Origin of the sequence: Empedobacter tilapiae (assembly GCF_004785645.1) — a bacterium.
Taxonomy (GTDB): Bacteria; Bacteroidota; Bacteroidia; order Flavobacteriales; family Weeksellaceae; genus Empedobacter; species Empedobacter tilapiae.
The window spans coordinates 221,654-236,459 of record NZ_SRPE01000004.1; the positions used below are offsets into that span (position 1 = coordinate 221,654).

The window sequence follows — 14,806 nt, forward strand, 5'->3', positions numbered from 1 at the left end:
CTTTACAATTATTTAATTTTATTAACTGCATTTTTGCACACGAATCAAGAAACAAATAAACATGAGGCAATTTTTAATATTAATACTTATTGTATTTTCAATCAGTTCGTATGCGCAAGTAAAAGATTCTACAGAGTCTAAAAAGAAAACTGTACAGGATTTTAAGAATATGATGTCGCCCTATTACAGCTATGGTAACGGATTGGGGATTACTTCTCCAGATAGTCTTTATCAGGTCAACATTAGATTTCGTATGCAAAATCGCATTAGTTATAATCATAATGATGGAGAAGAAGATAATATTGATGGACAAATTCGTCGTTTAAGATTGCGTTTTGATGGATATATCGGAGATCCAAAGTTTGGTTATTCGATGCAATTATCTTTCGCTGCAGGAGATGTTGGAAAAGCAGAAGAAGGGAAGAATACGAATATTATTCGTGATGCGATGATTTTCTATTACCCAAATAAACATTGGAGTTTAGGATTTGGTCAAACAAAACTTCCAGGAAATAGACAACGTGTTAATTCTTCTGGAGCATTACAATTAACGGATCGATCTATCAATAATGCAGATTTTAATATCGATCGCGATTTTGGATTTCAGGTCTTATACAATAAAAGAAATCAAGAAAAATTCTCATATATTTTGAGAGGAGCTATTTCTACTGGTGAAGGGCGAAATTGGACTAATTTTAAAGATACAGGTTTAGCTTATACTGGAAAAGTTGAGTTGTTTCCACTTGGAGAATTTACGAAAGGAGGAAGTAACTACGAAGGTGATTTAGTACACGAACAAACACCAAAATTGATGCTTTCTGGAGCTTATAGCTATAACGATAGAGCGCATAGAACAGCGGGGATGTTAGGAGATGATATTGTAGGCGGAGGAACAGCTAATATAAAATCTTTATTTTTGGATGCGATGTTAAAATATCGTGGATGGAACTTGATGTATTCTTATATGAATCGTAATTCTGATAATGTATTATTTTATAATCCTACAGATATTTCTGATTTTAATTATATCTATAATGGAGAAGGTATGGATTTTCAAGGTTCGTACACATTTCCGAAACATTGGGAAGTGATAGGGCGTTATTCAACTCAAACAGTAGATAAAGATATTTTTGAGTTTACGCCAAACACAAATCAATATACGTTAGGATTAACAAAATATATTTGGGAACATGCCTTCAAATTGCAAGCTGAGTTTACATATGAACAACAAAAATTCTATAATTTAGAAAAGAAAAACAACTGGTACGCGCGTTTTCAGATAGAAATTGGGATTTAAGATATCTAATTGCTTTTAAATATTTTAAAAAAAATATTATAATATCTATTTGAATTATTTTTATAAATTTGTAGTTCAAATATCAACCAATGCAAGCCAATAAAAAGAAAAAAAGTCTAAATAGAAATGCACAATTTGGGACTAAGAAAATCCAATTTAAGGATATAGTAATAGTATCAATTATTATTTTTATTGTGGTATTAGTCCTATTACAATTTATAAATTAAATTATCCAAAAGAAATAAAAAAAAGCCACTGAATAAGTGGCTTTTTTTTATTTCTTTTGGATAGAAACTAATTTAGAATCTTCTTTACAAATTTCAAGAACAAAATCATAGTTTTTAGAGTTGTCTTTACTTTTATAATTTGCTAAATATTCTCTACATGGAACTTGATCTTTTTTCGAATGGTCAAAATCAACTTTACTTCTTTTGAATAATTCTTTTTTCAAAAATGTAGAATCTAAATTTTCTGTTTTTAAAAAAGCTTGTGCTTCTGGTGAAATAGATAATCTTTTTGAAAAAGCTTCATCCAAAACCCTTGCATTTGGAAAGTAATTACATGAGAAAGCACGAGGACCAAACGCCATAGCGACGAAAACCATCCCGATTCCTACTCCCATTAAATACTTCATAAACCTTTGCGTAAATGTCATATGATTAATAAATTAATGTCGTGAAATGGTAAATCAAACCAATCACATAAATTCTTTTTTACAATTCTTCCTTTGTACAAATATACGCCATTTCTTATAGTTTTATCTGATTGTACTACATTCGTAAAACCAGATTCTTCAGAAATTTGAAATAAATAAGATAAGAAGTAATTGCTTAACGCTTTGGTAGAGGTACGTGCAACGCGAGAAGTAATATTTGAAACGGCATAGTGAATTATATCATTCTTAATAATTATAGGATGATCATGGGTTGTTAATTCAGATGTTTCAAAACATCCGCCTTGATCAATACTAACGTCGATAATAACAGCACCAGCTTTCATGTTTTGAACCATCATTTCTGTAACAACACAAGGTGTACGAGTTTCTCCACGAAGTGCTCCAATTGCTAAATCACAACGACGTAAAGCTTTTCCTAATTCCTTTGGATCTAAAGTAGAAGTTGAAACTCGTTGTCCAATATTTTGTTGTAATCGTCTTAATCTGGTTAATGAATTATCAAAAACACGGACTGAAGCGCCTAAACCTAGGGCAGTTCTTGTTGCATTTTCTGCAACCGTTCCAGCTCCAAGAATGACTACTTCTGTTGGTCGAACTCCTGTGACACCGCCCATTAAAACTCCATTTCCTCCGTTTGTAGAAGACATCAATTCACTTGCGACTAAAATTGCTGTTGTTCCAGCAATTTCACTTAATAATCGAACAACAGGTAACTGATTTTGTTCATCACGAATAAATTCAAATCCAACCGCATTAACTCGTTTTGCAATTAATTTCTGAAAATATTCACGTTTCAAAGTATTAGTCGGAACAGATGAAATAATCAAAGCATTTGGTTTTATCCAATCAATTTCATCTAAAGTAAGTGGACCAACTTTTAGAATAATAGGCTTCTCGAAAACAGCTTGCGTATTGTAAGAAATTTGTGCGCCAGCTTCTGAATATTCTTTATCAGAATAATTTGCACCTTCTCCTGCTCCAGTTTCTATCGTAACTTGATGACCATTATTGACCAAAATTTCTACTGCATCAGGAGAAAGACAAATTCTTTTTTCTTGATTATTTGTTTCTTTAGGAATTCCAATATCAAAGCGTTCTTTCTTATGAGGAATCTCTAAACGCTCGGGTTGTGGGATAAGATCTTCTTGAGAAAAAGGCGTAAAAATATTTTTTCCGTCCATATATTATTAACTAAAATTTAAATGACGAACGCCATCTACATTTTTCAATGTAATAGTGTGGTGCTCATCTGGTATAAAGTTAGCAATTTTATCTGGCCATTCCATTAAACAATATTGATTAGAATATAAATATTCTTCAATCCCAAAATCTAAGGCTTCATCTTCATGATTTAGACGATAAAAATCGAAATGATAAACTTTTCCTTTATCTGTTTCATATTCATTTACAATCGAAAAAGTAGGACTAGAAGTTTCATCATTTGTTCCCAAAGCTTTTACAAATTCTTTGATAAAAGTTGTTTTCCCAGCTCCCATTTCTCCTTCGAAAGTGATTAATTTATATTGAAGTTGATCGATTATTTTTTGAGCAACTTCTGGTAATTCGTCTAAATTATTGATGATAAATTCCATTTAATTTTTTGGTGTTAAAACAACCATTGGGATAATTATTTCCTCCAACGAAATTCCACCGTGTTGGTAAGTGTTTTTGTAATAATTAACGAAATGATTGTAATTTTTTGGATACGTTAAAAATAAATTTTCTTTTGCAAAGATATACTTTGACGTAACATTAACCTTAGGTAAAAGGAATTTTTCTGGTTGTTCAACGGCCAAAACATCTTTCGGATCGTATTGTAATTGTTTCCCTAATTTATAACGTAAATTTGTACTCGCTTCTTTGTCACCAATCACTTTTGTAGGCTCTTTGACGTAAATTGTTCCGTGATCGGTTGTTACAATAATTTTCATTTTTTCTTGCGCTGCTTTTTTCACAATTTCCATTAAATATGAATTCTCAAACCAATGTTTTGTGATCGAACGATACGTTTTATCATCACGAATAATTTCGCTAACAATTCGATTATCTGTTTTTGCATGTGAAAGAATGTCAATAAAATTGTAGACAATTACATTCAAATTATTTTTTTTGTAATTATTAAAATCATCCGCAATTTTTTTCTCAAAATCAGAATTTAAAATTTTGAAATAATTATAGGATAAATCTCCCATTCCCAGACGTTTTAATTGTTCTCCTAACAATTCTTTTTCGTGCATATTTTTATTTCCTTCATCAGTGTCATTCAACCAATATTCAGGATATTTTTTCTCAATTTCTAAAGGCATCAAACCTGAAAAAAACGCATTTCTAGCATATTGAGTTGCTGAAGGTAAAATACTGTAATATAAATTTTCGGCTTCTGAATTATAATAACGATTGAAAATTGGCTCAATAACTTTCCATTGATCGTAGCGTAAATTATCAACCATAATCAATAAAACATTTTTATCTTTTCCAAGATGTGGACGAACCAATTGATTGAAAATTGTGTGCGATAAAACGGGACGATCTTCGTCGTCATGCAACCAATCTTCATAATTACGTTCTATAAATTTGAAGAAAGCTGCATTTGCCTCACTTTTTTGATTTTCGATGATTTGAGAAAGTGCTGTATCTTCAATGTTTTCAAGTTCAAGTTCCCAAAAAACTAATTTTTTATAAATTTCTTGCCAATCCTCAAAATCGCGCGCATTCATCATATCCATTGTGATATTTCTGAATTCCTGTTGATAATTGATAACCGTTTTTTCAGAGATAATTTTAGATGCATCCAAAATCTTTTTCAAACTCAATAAAATTTGATTTGGATTAACAGGTTTAATTAAATAATCTGCAATATGCGAACCAATTGCATCTTCCATAATATGTTCTTCCTCACTTTTTGTGACCATAATAACAGGAAGGTTTGGACGTAATTCTTTAATTTTTGGTAAAGCTTCCAATCCGCTCAAACCAGGCATATTTTCGTCAATTAAAACCGCTGCAAAGTTCTCTTTTTCTATTTCTTCTAATGCATCAGTCGCATTATTTATCATTGTTGTATCGTATCCTTTTTTCTCTAAAAAAAGTTGGTGTGGTTTCAATAAATCGATTTCATCATCAATCCATAAAATTTTTATAGTCATTTGTTATGTTTTTATTTTTTATATTGATTTCTACTTTTAGAATTATTCCAAATATAGCGATAACGGAAATGTTAAAATCAAAATTGTATGTTAAACAAAATTGTAGTTTTCCCAAAATTTGCGATGATTATTTAGCATAAATAATTCCAAAAATAATTTTTATCTAAAATATTTTATAAAAACCATTTTTAATCAAAAAAGTAACGTTTAGAATGAGTAAAAATTCTTATCTTTGCTGATAAAATAGTACGTTTGAATCCATTAAACAATAATAAGTTGAAGATAGTAAATGATCCCGTTCATGGATTTATTACGATTCCAAACGAGCTTATTTATCAGATTATTCAACATCCATATTTTCAACGACTTCGTAGAATTACGCAAACTGGATTAACAGAAATGGTGTATCCAGGTGCTAGACATTCTCGTTTTCATCACGCTTTAGGTTGTATGCATTTGATGCAAAAAGCCTTAAATATTCTCAAAAGAAAAAACGTCGAAATAACTCCAGAAGAAGAAAATGGTGCTTTAATTGCGATTTTATTGCATGATTTGGGACACGGACCTTTTTCTCATTCTCTTGAACATTCTATTATTAATGGTTCACATCACGAAGAAGTTTCGCTTCGTTTGATGGAAGAATTGAATCAAATTTTTGATAATCGATTAGCTTTAGCTATTCAGATTTTTAAAGGAAATTATCCGAAAAAATTCTTGTCACAATTGGTTTCTAGTCAATTGGATTGCGATCGCATGGATTATTTGAAGCGCGATAGTTTTTACACAGGAGTGGTAGAAGGAAATATCAATCCAGAACGAATTATTTCGATGATGAATGTTTCGAATGATGAGTTGGTGATAGAAGCAAAGGGAATTTCGTCGGTAGAGAAATTTTTGATGGCGCGTATGTTTATGTATATGCAAGTGTATATGCATAAGAAATCGTTTACAGCAGAGAATTTTTTGATTAGCGTTTTGAGAAGAGCGAAAGAATTGACAAAAGCGGGAGAAAATCTTTTTGCAACGTTTGCTTTTAAATACTTTTTAGAAGAAAATGAAGTTGGAAGTTTATCAAAAGAAGGTTTAGAAATTTTTACGCGTCTAGACGATTCGGATGTTTTATCAGCGATAAAAGAATGGCAGTTTCATGATGATTTAATTTTGAGTAAATTATCAAAAAATATCATTCAGCGTATATTACCAAAATCATATTTGATGGATACAAAATTATCTGAAGAAGAAATTTTGGTAGAAAAAAATAGAGTAGAAAAAGCTTTAGGAATTGATGATGCAAGTTATTTTGTGGAACAGACAACGATAAAAATTGTTCCATACGAAAAATCAAAAAGTCCAATAAAGGTTTTATATAAAAATGGTGAGGTAAAAGAAATTTCGAGTTCAGAAAAAAGTTTGTTAACGCAATTTTTGCAACAAGAAATTACAAAATATCATTACCACAGTGTTTAAATAGTGATTTGAAGAATTTGACAAAAAAGTTAAATAACTTAAATAATCATTTTATAAATTTAAGAATAATTATTAGTTTTGCAGACTATGAAATTTAAAGCTGCAGAGATTGCGCAATTATTGCAAGGAACCGTAAAAGGTGATGCAAATGTAGAGGTTTCCACATTATCGAAGATAGAGGAAGGAAAAGAAGGTTCGATTTCGTTTTTGGCTAACCCGAAATACGAGCATTTTATCTATACAACAAACGCTTCTATTGTTATTGTGAGTAAAGATTTTGTGGCAACAGATTCTATTTCGTCTACATTGATTGTGGTTGAAGATGCTTATCAAGCCTTTACACAGCTGTTGCAGTATTACAATACGATAAAAAATAATAAAGTTGGAATAGAAGAATATACGAAAGTAAATTCTACTGCGCAACTAGGAGATAATGTATATATTGGAAGTTTTTCTTATATTGGAGCTAATGTTTCGATTGGAGATAATGTTAAAATATATCCAAATGTAACGATTGGCGATTATGCTAAGATTGGTGATAATACCGTTTTACATTCGGGCGTACAAGTGTATGAAGAGTGTGAAATTGGTCAAAATTGTATCATTCATTCTAATGTTGTGATTGGTGCTGATGGTTTCGGTTTTGCGCCAAATCCAGACGGTTCTTTCGAAAAAATTCCTCAAATAGGAAATGTTTTGATCGAAGATAATGTTGAAATTGGAGCAGGATCAACAATAGATAGAGCAACAATGGGATCTACAATTATTCGTAAAGGAGTAAAATTAGATAACCAAATTCAAATTGCTCATAACGTTCAAATTGGTGAGAATACTGTTATTGCTTCGCAAAGTGGAGTAGCAGGATCTACAAAAATTGGACGCAATTGTATGATTGGAGGTCAAGTTGGTATCGCAGGTCATTTGACAATCGGAGATTTTGTACAAGTACAAGCTCAGAGTGGTATTAATGGTGATGTAGAAAGTAAAATGCAATTGTATGGTTCACCAGCAATAGAAGCGTCAAGCTTTAGAAAATCATATGTACATTTTAGAAAGTTTCCAGAAATTGTGAAACGAATCGATAAATTAGAAAAAGAGAACAAACAAAAGTAAAAGTTAATGTCTGATAAACAAAAAACTTTAGCGAATGAAGCCGTTCTAAAAGGTGTTGGCTTACATACAGGTAAATTTGTTACCCTAACATTTAAACCAGCAGAACCTGATACAGGATTTGTATTTGTTAGAACAGATTTAGAAGGTCAACCTCAAGTGGAAGCTGATGCACAATATGTTGTGAGCACAGCTCGAGGAACAACTTTAGAGAAGAAAGGAGTTAAAGTACATACAACAGAACACGTTTTGGCGGCTTTGGTAGGTATGGATATTGATAATTGTTACATTGAAATTGACAATGCGGAACCACCAATTATGGACGGTTCTTCTCGTTTTTTCGTTGAAGCAATAGAATCTGCTGGAATTGTAGAGCAAGATAAAGACAGAGAATATTATAGAATTAAAGAAATTGTAACATACGTAGATCCAGAAACAGGATCAGAAATCACTGCAATTCCTGCAGATGAATACCAAGTTACAGCAATGGTAGATTTCGGAACGAAAGTTTTGGGAACTCAAAATGCAACTTTAACATCTATCAAAAACTTCAAACAAGATATCTCTCAAGCAAGAACATTTTGTTTTTTACATGAGTTAGAGCAATTGTTGGAAGCTGGTTTAGTAAAAGGTGGAGATTTAGACAATGCAATTGTTTATGTTGACAAAGAAATTACACCAGAAACAAAAGAAAAATTATGTAAAGCGTTCAATAGAGATGATGTTTCTATTCGTCCGAATGGAATTTTAGATCATTTGACTTTACATTATCCAAACGAAGCTGCTCGTCACAAATTATTAGATGTAGTAGGAGATTTGGCTTTAGTAGGTAAAAAATTAAAGGCTAAAATTATTGCAACAAAGCCTGGACATCATACCAATACAAATTTTGCAAAGAAATTAAGCAAACAAATTAAATTAGCGCAACGTAATAAAGTTCCAGAATTTGATTTGACAGCAGAACCAGTTTATGATATTAATGATATCATGAAGTTATTACCACATCGTCCACCATTTTTATTGATTGACAAGGTAATTTCAAAAAGCGCAACAGGTTTAATCGGTGTGAAAAATGTAACGATGAACGAGCCTTTCTTTGTTGGACATTTTCCTAAAGAACCTGTTATGCCAGGTGTATTGCAGATTGAGGCAATGGCACAATTAGGAGGTTTATTGATTTTAGGAGAATTAGAAAATCCTCAAGATTATTCAACTTATTTCATGAAAATTGAAAGTGCTAAATTTAAACGCAAAATTATTCCAGGTGACACATTGGTGTTTAAATTAGAATTGGTTGAACCTATTAGAAGAGGAATTGTTCATATGCAAGGAATTGGATATGTGAACAATCAAATTGCTGTGGAAGCAGAAATGATGGCAGTTATTACAAAAGAATAATTAAAGAAATGGAAGTTATGAATCATCCGATGGCATATGTTCATCCAACTGCAATAATAGGTGAAAATGTTACAATAAGTCCTTTTTCTTCTGTTTACGAAGATGTAGAAATTGGTGATGGAACATGGATTGGTCCTAATGTAACAATTATGTCAGGAGCACGTATTGGAAAAAATTGTAAAATTTATCCAGGTACAGTAATTTCTGGTGAGCCTCAAGATTTGAAGTATGAAGGCGAAAAAACTTTAACATATATTGGTGACAATACAACGATTCGTGAATGTGTTACTGTAAACAAAGGAACTAATGCATTAGGTTATACTAAGATTGGTGATAATTGTTTGATTATGGCAACAGCGCATATTGCGCACGATTGTGTCGTAGGAAACAATGTCGTAATCGTAAATGCTGTTGGTTTAGCTGGACATATAGAAGTAGGAGATTTCGCTTTTATTGGAGGTTATAGTGCAGTTCATCAGTTTACAAAAATTGGAGAACATGCTTTTGTAGCTGGTGCGACACAAATTCGTAAAGATGTTCCTCCATACGTTAAAGCAGCAAAAAATCCTGTTGCTTATGCGGGAGTTAATGCAATTGGATTGAGAAGAAAAGGTTTTACATCAGAAGAAATCTACGAGATTCAGGGTATTTACCGAATTTTATATCAACAAAAAAATAACGTATCTCAAGCTGTAGAACAAATCTTAGAAAAATTCCCTGATTCACATTATCGTGAAGTAATCCTTGATTTTATCAATACAAGTGATCGCGGAATTATGAAAGGATATAGCTCGGGAGTTTAATAAAATAACAATAGAATAAATGGCAACAACTTCTGATATCAGAAAAGGTTTATGTATTATTTTTAATAATGATACGTATAAAATTATCGAATTTTTACACGTAAAACCAGGTAAAGGTCCTGCTTTCGTTCGTACAAAATTAAAATCATTAACTAATGGAAAAGTATTAGACAATACATTTTCTGCTGGTCATAAAATTGAAGAAGTTCGTGTAGAAACACGTAACTACCAATATTTATATGAAGATGATAATGGTTTCCACTTCATGAATAATGATGATTTCTCTCAAGTTTATTTAAACAAAGATTTGATTGATAATTCACAATTTATGAAAGCTGGTGACGAAGTAAAAATATTATTCCGTGCATCTGATGAAACAGCTTTAGCAGCTGAGTTACCAACTACAGTTGTAATGGAAATTACATACACAGAGCCAGGTCTTAAAGGTGATACAGCTACAAATGCTACAAAACCTGCAACAACAGAAACTGGTGCTGAAATCCGTGTTCCTTTATTCATCAACGAAGGTGATAAAGTGAAAATCAACACAGAAGACGGTTCTTATGTAGAACGTATTAAAGAATAATAAATTCTCAATAATTATAAAGAAAAGTAGCTAATTTTAGCTACTTTTTTTATTAGTTAAAATCAACTAGATTCATTTTATGAAAGCCAAAGCAAAAAATATTATCAAGAAAATATTTCTTTACGGAACAATTATTTGTGTGTTATCTCTTTTATTTACTGTTTTTGCTAATTCTAAAATAGAAAATTCCACTGAAGAATTTGTTACAAATCAATTAGAAAAATTACCCAAAACAAAAGTTGCAGTTGTTTTAGGAACTGCGCCTAATTTGGTAAATGGTTATCAAAATTATTACTTTACGTATCGTATCGAAGCTGCAACAAAATTGTATCAATCAGGAAAAGTAACGCACTTTATTTTGAGTGGAGATCATGGTCGAAAAAGCTACAATGAGCCTGAAGCGATGAAACAAGCCTTGATAAAAAATGGAGTTCCAGAAAATGTGATTTATTTGGATTATGCAGGTTTTAGAACGTTAGATTCGATGATACGTGCAAAGGAAATTTTTGGTCAGAATGAATTTATTGTTGTTTCCCAAGAATTTCATAATCAACGAGCGGTTTACATTGCCCGTCAAAATGGAATTAATGCATTTGGTTACAATGCAAAAGATGTCAATAAACATACTGGATTAAAAACTAATATCCGTGAATATTTTGCTCGAACTAAAGTTTTTATTGATAGCTTTTTTGGTATTCAACCTAAATTTTTAGGAGAGAAAATAGAGATAATATGACAAAATTTCTAAAGCTTATTCCGATATTGTTGTTTTTATTTAATTCATGTGATGGAAATAATGAAGAAATTGAGTCTATTTATATAAAAAAATCCTTAAGTAATGATATAATTCTTAAATACCCAAAATCTCAATATATCACTCATTTTTATGATAAAAAAGATGATACGATTATATTTAACTTGTCAAAGCAACAATTTGATTCAATTCAGGTTTTATATACTAAATATGTAATTTCTTATCCTACTGATACAGAAATTTATTTAAAAAATAATTCTTTTGAAACTTTAGCATACGAAACAAAATACCATTTCAATTTAAAAAATAGAAATTCTAAGATCATAAAACTTTTTGATGTTGGAGGAAACAATGTTGATAAGGAATACAAAAATTTCATGGAATTTGATACTTACATACAAAAACTTTTAAAATCAAAGAAGGAATTAAAAAATAAACCGAGGCAAAATAATATACCATATATTTAAAAATCTTATGAGAAAATTTTTAATTTATCTATTTTTTAGTCCAATTATATTTGCTCAAGAGTTGATTGATACTGATGAAGATGGAATTCCTGATATTGAAGATCATTGTCCAACTGTAAAAGGTCAAAAAGAAAATAATGGATGTCAGTGGCAAGAAATCATTTGTAAATTTCCTTTATCATTAATTTTTAATTTTGAACAAATACATTTAGCAAATCATCATTTAAAGATGTTAGATGAAATAATAAAATTGAGTAAAACGAATAAAATTGATAAATTAGTTATTATTAGTACTCAAAGGAAAAATAGTAAAAAAGGTTTATCAGAAAATAGAGCTATTGAAGTCAAGAAATATTTAAAGAAAAATTATTTTAATACAAATAATTATGAGATAGTTTTGAAAGAAGGAAATGAAGATAAAATATTTTTTAAAGTCGAAGAGAAATCAAACTAATGATTTCTCTTCTAATATTCTTACTTCAAACTACTAAAATATCCTCTTAAAATAGCATCGTTAGCAGAATTTCGTGTATCAATTTCTAAAATCTTCGGGCGATTACTTTCTGCATAAAAATCGTTGAATGAATTTTCTAAATCTGTTAAATTTGAAACAACGTTATATTCAAAATCATACATTTTAGCCAAATGTTCGGCAGTGAAATGGTGTTTTGTTTCAAAATAATCTTCAACAACATCGGTTTCAGATGGACCAGGAATAAATTTGAAAATATTTCCGCCTCCATTATTAATCAAAATAATTCTAAAATTATTCGGCATATTGACATTCCACAACGCATTCGAATCATAGAAAAATGAAATATCTCCTGTAATCATCACCGTATTTTGACCAGAAGCGATACAAGCGCCAATTGCTGTAGAGGTAGAACCATCAATTCCACTTGTTCCGCGATTACAGAAAACAGGATTCGAATTGTTATGATCGAACAATAATCCGTAACGAATAACTGTCGAATTTCCGTACTGAATTTGCCAATTTTTAGGATAGTTTCTGATAATAGAATCAAATGCTTTCAAATCACAAAACGGAATCATATTGATGTAGTTTTTGTGTTTGATATTATTTGCTTCTCGTCTCGAATTCCATGTAATGTAATATTCAGATTCTTTTGGATTAACAAACGGAACAAACTGTTCTAAAAATAATTCAGGTTTCGTTTCAATTTTATCTGTTAATGCTTGGAAAGTGTCTGGTTGCCAATATTCATCTAAATGCCAATGTTGCGTTGGTTTTTGATCGCGTAAGAATTTTTTAATCTTTTTGGAAACGATATTTTGCCCAATTGTCAATAAAATATCAGGTTTCAACGCTTCTAATTCTTCTTCTGAATAAGGGAAAATAACTTGATCAATTTTATTGAAAAATCGTTCATCATGAATATTTGATGTTACCTCTGTCAACACAACAACCGAATCATCTTGCGCCAATTGTTTTAAAAAATGATCAAATTTGGCATCAGGATGATGTAATCCGACCAAAATCATTTTACGCGTCGAAGCATTCCAACGTTTCATCAAATCAATCACATCAATTTCAGGATAATCTTTTGCAGGAATTGTAATTGTATCAATTTCAATATCTGGAGTTGTTACAGACTCGTACAAGGGTTCAGAAAAAGGCATATTGATATGAATTGGCGCAGATTTGTGCATACAATCAATCAACGCATATTTCGTCAACAACATATTTCGCGTTAAATCATCCGTTTCTTCACTTTCGGAAAGCTGAACATTATGAACAGAATGTTTCTCAAAAATATCTTTTTGGCGAATGGTTTGTCCATCAAAATTATCAACTAAATGTTCGGGACGATCTGCAGAAAGCACGATTACAGAAACATTTTGAAAAAAAGCTTCCGTAATTGCTGGGTAATAATTTGCTGTTGCCGAACCAGAAGTACAACAAACCACAACAGGTTTCTGAATTTGCTGAGCCATTCCTAAAGCGACAAATCCAGCCGAACGCTCGTCGATTACACTATAAGTTTTGAAACGTTTGTCATTGGCAAATTGCATCGTTAATGCTCCGTTTCGAGATCCTGGCGATAATACGATATGATCAATTCCGAAAGCCAAAAAAGTTTCAGCAATCAATTGAACATTTAATTTATTTGATATTTTTCTCAACGTAGTTGTCTTAAATTATAAAAGGTTTTGATTAGCAAATTTACTAAACAAAACCTTTCAAAAAGTATGATATTTTAAAGAATTAAGTATGTAAACCTCCGTCTACACTCAAAACTTGTCCTGTTACATAACTTGATAAATCTGAAGCTAAGAATAAACATGCATTTGCAACGTCTTCTGGTTGTCCTCCACGTTTTAATGGAATTCCATTGCGCCATTCTTCAACTACTTTTTGATCTAAAACTTCTGTCATTTCAGTTTCGATAAAACCTGGTGCAATTGCATTGCAACGAATGTTACGAGAACCTAATTCTAACGCAACAGATTTAGAGAAACCAATTAAACCAGCCTTAGATGCTGCATAATTTGCTTGTCCTGCATTTCCCTTGATTCCAACAATAGATGACATGTTCACGATAGATCCAGAACGTTGTTTCATCATTGGTTTGATAACTGCTTTTGTTAAGTTGAAAGCCGAATTTAAGTTTGTTTGAATTACTTTTTCGAAATCTTCTGCAGACATTCTCATCAACAAATTATCTTTCGTAATTCCAGCATTATTAATTACAATATCAACTTGACCAAACTCAGCAATTACATCTTCCACTAATTTTTGAGCAGCTTCGTAATCAGAAGCATCAGATTGATATCCTTTTACTTTACCGAATTGTCCTAATTCTTCTTCCAAAGCTTTTGCTTTTTCTACAGAAGAAGCATAAGTAAAGGCAACGTTAGCGCCATTTTTAACAAAAACTTCAGCAATACTTTTTCCAATACCGCGAGTTGCGCCTGTAACGATTGCTGTTTTACCTTGCAATAAATTCATGTTTATAGGTATTATATATTGCTTCAAAAATACGATTTTTTGTGAGAGTTAAAAATGTTAAAAAATACTTTATCAATTTTATTTAACATTTTATGGTATTATAATTGAAAATATTGATTGTTATAACCAAT

General features: G+C 31.1%; 15 protein-coding genes. 9 read left to right on the forward strand and 6 right to left on the reverse strand.

Annotated elements, in window-relative coordinates:
* Nucleotides 1-61 precede the first annotated feature (61 nt).
* Nucleotides 62-1,297 (forward strand): porin, encoded by a 1,236-nt coding sequence (locus tag E4J94_RS06970; protein WP_135835132.1) that lies wholly within the window; start codon nucleotides 62-64, stop codon nucleotides 1,295-1,297.
* A gap of 274 nt (nucleotides 1,298-1,571) precedes the next feature.
* On the opposite strand, the gene E4J94_RS06975 is transcribed toward E4J94_RS06970, so the two are convergent.
* Genes E4J94_RS06975 through porX form a run of 4 tightly spaced genes read right to left on the reverse strand, consistent with a single transcriptional unit; the run spans nucleotide 1,572 to nucleotide 5,119 of the window.
* Nucleotides 1,572-1,931 carry a hypothetical protein gene (locus tag E4J94_RS06975; RefSeq protein ID WP_135835133.1) on the reverse strand — a complete coding sequence of 120 codons (360 nt, stop codon included), beginning with the start codon at nucleotides 1,929-1,931 and terminating at the stop codon, nucleotides 1,572-1,574.
* 17 nt (nucleotides 1,932-1,948) lie between these two features.
* Nucleotides 1,949-3,154 (reverse strand): alanine dehydrogenase, encoded by a 1,206-nt coding sequence (locus E4J94_RS06980; protein ID WP_135835134.1) that lies wholly within the window; start codon nucleotides 3,152-3,154, stop codon nucleotides 1,949-1,951.
* 6 nt (nucleotides 3,155-3,160) lie between these two features.
* Nucleotides 3,161-3,565: a tRNA (adenosine(37)-N6)-threonylcarbamoyltransferase complex ATPase subunit type 1 TsaE gene (tsaE, locus tag E4J94_RS06985; RefSeq protein ID WP_135835135.1), complete on the reverse strand. Its 405-nt coding sequence runs from the start codon at nucleotides 3,563-3,565 to the stop codon at nucleotides 3,161-3,163.
* On the reverse strand, nucleotides 3,566-5,119 hold the full coding sequence (porX, locus tag E4J94_RS06990; protein ID WP_135835136.1) for a T9SS response regulator signal transducer PorX: 1,554 nt from the start codon (nucleotides 5,117-5,119) through the stop codon (nucleotides 3,566-3,568).
* 276 nt (nucleotides 5,120-5,395) lie between these two features.
* On the opposite strand from porX, the gene E4J94_RS06995 reads away from it, so the two are divergent.
* The 8 genes from E4J94_RS06995 to E4J94_RS07030 all read left to right on the forward strand — a co-directional run bounded on the left by E4J94_RS06995 (nucleotide 5,396) and on the right by E4J94_RS07030 (nucleotide 12,158).
* The gene (locus tag E4J94_RS06995; RefSeq protein ID WP_246034271.1) at nucleotides 5,396-6,586 is read left to right on the forward strand and encodes an HD domain-containing protein; all 1,191 of its coding nucleotides are present in this window, start codon (nucleotides 5,396-5,398) and stop codon (nucleotides 6,584-6,586) included.
* A gap of 87 nt (nucleotides 6,587-6,673) precedes the next feature.
* A complete protein-coding gene (gene lpxD / locus E4J94_RS07000) occupies nucleotides 6,674-7,699 on the forward strand; it encodes a UDP-3-O-(3-hydroxymyristoyl)glucosamine N-acyltransferase (RefSeq protein WP_135835138.1) in 1,026 nt (341 codons plus the stop codon).
* A gap of 6 nt (nucleotides 7,700-7,705) precedes the next feature.
* On the forward strand, nucleotides 7,706-9,094 hold the full coding sequence (locus tag E4J94_RS07005) for a bifunctional UDP-3-O-[3-hydroxymyristoyl] N-acetylglucosamine deacetylase/3-hydroxyacyl-ACP dehydratase (RefSeq protein ID WP_135835139.1): 1,389 nt from the start codon (nucleotides 7,706-7,708) through the stop codon (nucleotides 9,092-9,094).
* A gap of 17 nt (nucleotides 9,095-9,111) precedes the next feature.
* Nucleotides 9,112-9,897 carry an acyl-ACP--UDP-N-acetylglucosamine O-acyltransferase gene (lpxA, locus tag E4J94_RS07010; RefSeq protein WP_135835228.1) on the forward strand — a complete coding sequence of 262 codons (786 nt, stop codon included), beginning with the start codon at nucleotides 9,112-9,114 and terminating at the stop codon, nucleotides 9,895-9,897.
* Nucleotides 9,898-9,916: 19 nt separating this feature from the next.
* Entirely contained in the window at nucleotides 9,917-10,483 is a 567-nt protein-coding gene (efp, locus tag E4J94_RS07015) for an elongation factor P (protein ID WP_038336113.1), read from the forward strand.
* A gap of 79 nt (nucleotides 10,484-10,562) precedes the next feature.
* A complete protein-coding gene (locus E4J94_RS07020; RefSeq protein WP_135835140.1) occupies nucleotides 10,563-11,219 on the forward strand; it encodes a SanA/YdcF family protein in 657 nt (218 codons plus the stop codon).
* Complete coding sequence (locus tag E4J94_RS07025; RefSeq protein ID WP_135835141.1) at nucleotides 11,216-11,704, forward strand: hypothetical protein; 489 nt, start codon at nucleotides 11,216-11,218, stop codon at nucleotides 11,702-11,704. The genes E4J94_RS07020 and E4J94_RS07025 overlap by 4 nt, the downstream gene beginning before the upstream one ends.
* A gap of 7 nt (nucleotides 11,705-11,711) precedes the next feature.
* Nucleotides 11,712-12,158 (forward strand): OmpA family protein, encoded by a 447-nt coding sequence (locus tag E4J94_RS07030; protein WP_135835142.1) that lies wholly within the window; start codon nucleotides 11,712-11,714, stop codon nucleotides 12,156-12,158.
* Between the two features lie 20 nt (nucleotides 12,159-12,178).
* Here the strand turns inward: E4J94_RS07030 and menD are convergent, their stop codons facing one another.
* Together menD and fabG are read right to left on the reverse strand one after the other, a co-directional pair.
* Nucleotides 12,179-13,849, reverse strand: a complete 1,671-nt coding sequence (gene menD / locus E4J94_RS07035) for a 2-succinyl-5-enolpyruvyl-6-hydroxy-3-cyclohexene-1-carboxylic-acid synthase (protein WP_135835143.1) — start codon at nucleotides 13,847-13,849, stop codon at nucleotides 12,179-12,181.
* Nucleotides 13,850-13,931: 82 nt separating this feature from the next.
* Nucleotides 13,932-14,675 (reverse strand): 3-oxoacyl-[acyl-carrier-protein] reductase, encoded by a 744-nt coding sequence (gene fabG, locus E4J94_RS07040; protein ID WP_038336119.1) that lies wholly within the window; start codon nucleotides 14,673-14,675, stop codon nucleotides 13,932-13,934.
* Nucleotides 14,676-14,806: the final 131 nt, after the last annotated feature.

Excerpts from the sequence above, each read along its gene's own strand:
- E4J94_RS06970 (WP_135835132.1), top strand. The coding sequence starts at position 62 with ATGAGGCAATTTTTAATATTAATACTTATTGTATTTTCAATCAGTTCG.
- E4J94_RS06975 (WP_135835133.1), bottom strand. The coding sequence starts at position 1,931 with ATGAAGTATTTAATGGGAGTAGGAATCGGGATGGTTTTCGTCGCTATG.
- E4J94_RS06980 (WP_135835134.1), bottom strand. The coding sequence starts at position 3,154 with ATGGACGGAAAAAATATTTTTACGCCTTTTTCTCAAGAAGATCTTATC.
- tsaE (WP_135835135.1), bottom strand. The coding sequence starts at position 3,565 with ATGGAATTTATCATCAATAATTTAGACGAATTACCAGAAGTTGCTCAA.
- porX (WP_135835136.1), bottom strand. The coding sequence starts at position 5,119 with ATGACTATAAAAATTTTATGGATTGATGATGAAATCGATTTATTGAAA.
- lpxD (WP_135835138.1), top strand. The coding sequence starts at position 6,674 with ATGAAATTTAAAGCTGCAGAGATTGCGCAATTATTGCAAGGAACCGTA.
- E4J94_RS07005 (WP_135835139.1), top strand. The coding sequence starts at position 7,706 with ATGTCTGATAAACAAAAAACTTTAGCGAATGAAGCCGTTCTAAAAGGT.
- lpxA (WP_135835228.1), top strand. The coding sequence starts at position 9,112 with ATGAATCATCCGATGGCATATGTTCATCCAACTGCAATAATAGGTGAA.
- efp (WP_038336113.1), top strand. The coding sequence starts at position 9,917 with ATGGCAACAACTTCTGATATCAGAAAAGGTTTATGTATTATTTTTAAT.
- E4J94_RS07020 (WP_135835140.1), top strand. The coding sequence starts at position 10,563 with ATGAAAGCCAAAGCAAAAAATATTATCAAGAAAATATTTCTTTACGGA.
- E4J94_RS07025 (WP_135835141.1), top strand. The coding sequence starts at position 11,216 with ATGACAAAATTTCTAAAGCTTATTCCGATATTGTTGTTTTTATTTAAT.
- E4J94_RS07030 (WP_135835142.1), top strand. The coding sequence starts at position 11,712 with ATGAGAAAATTTTTAATTTATCTATTTTTTAGTCCAATTATATTTGCT.
- fabG (WP_038336119.1), bottom strand. The coding sequence starts at position 14,675 with ATGAATTTATTGCAAGGTAAAACAGCAATCGTTACAGGCGCAACTCGC.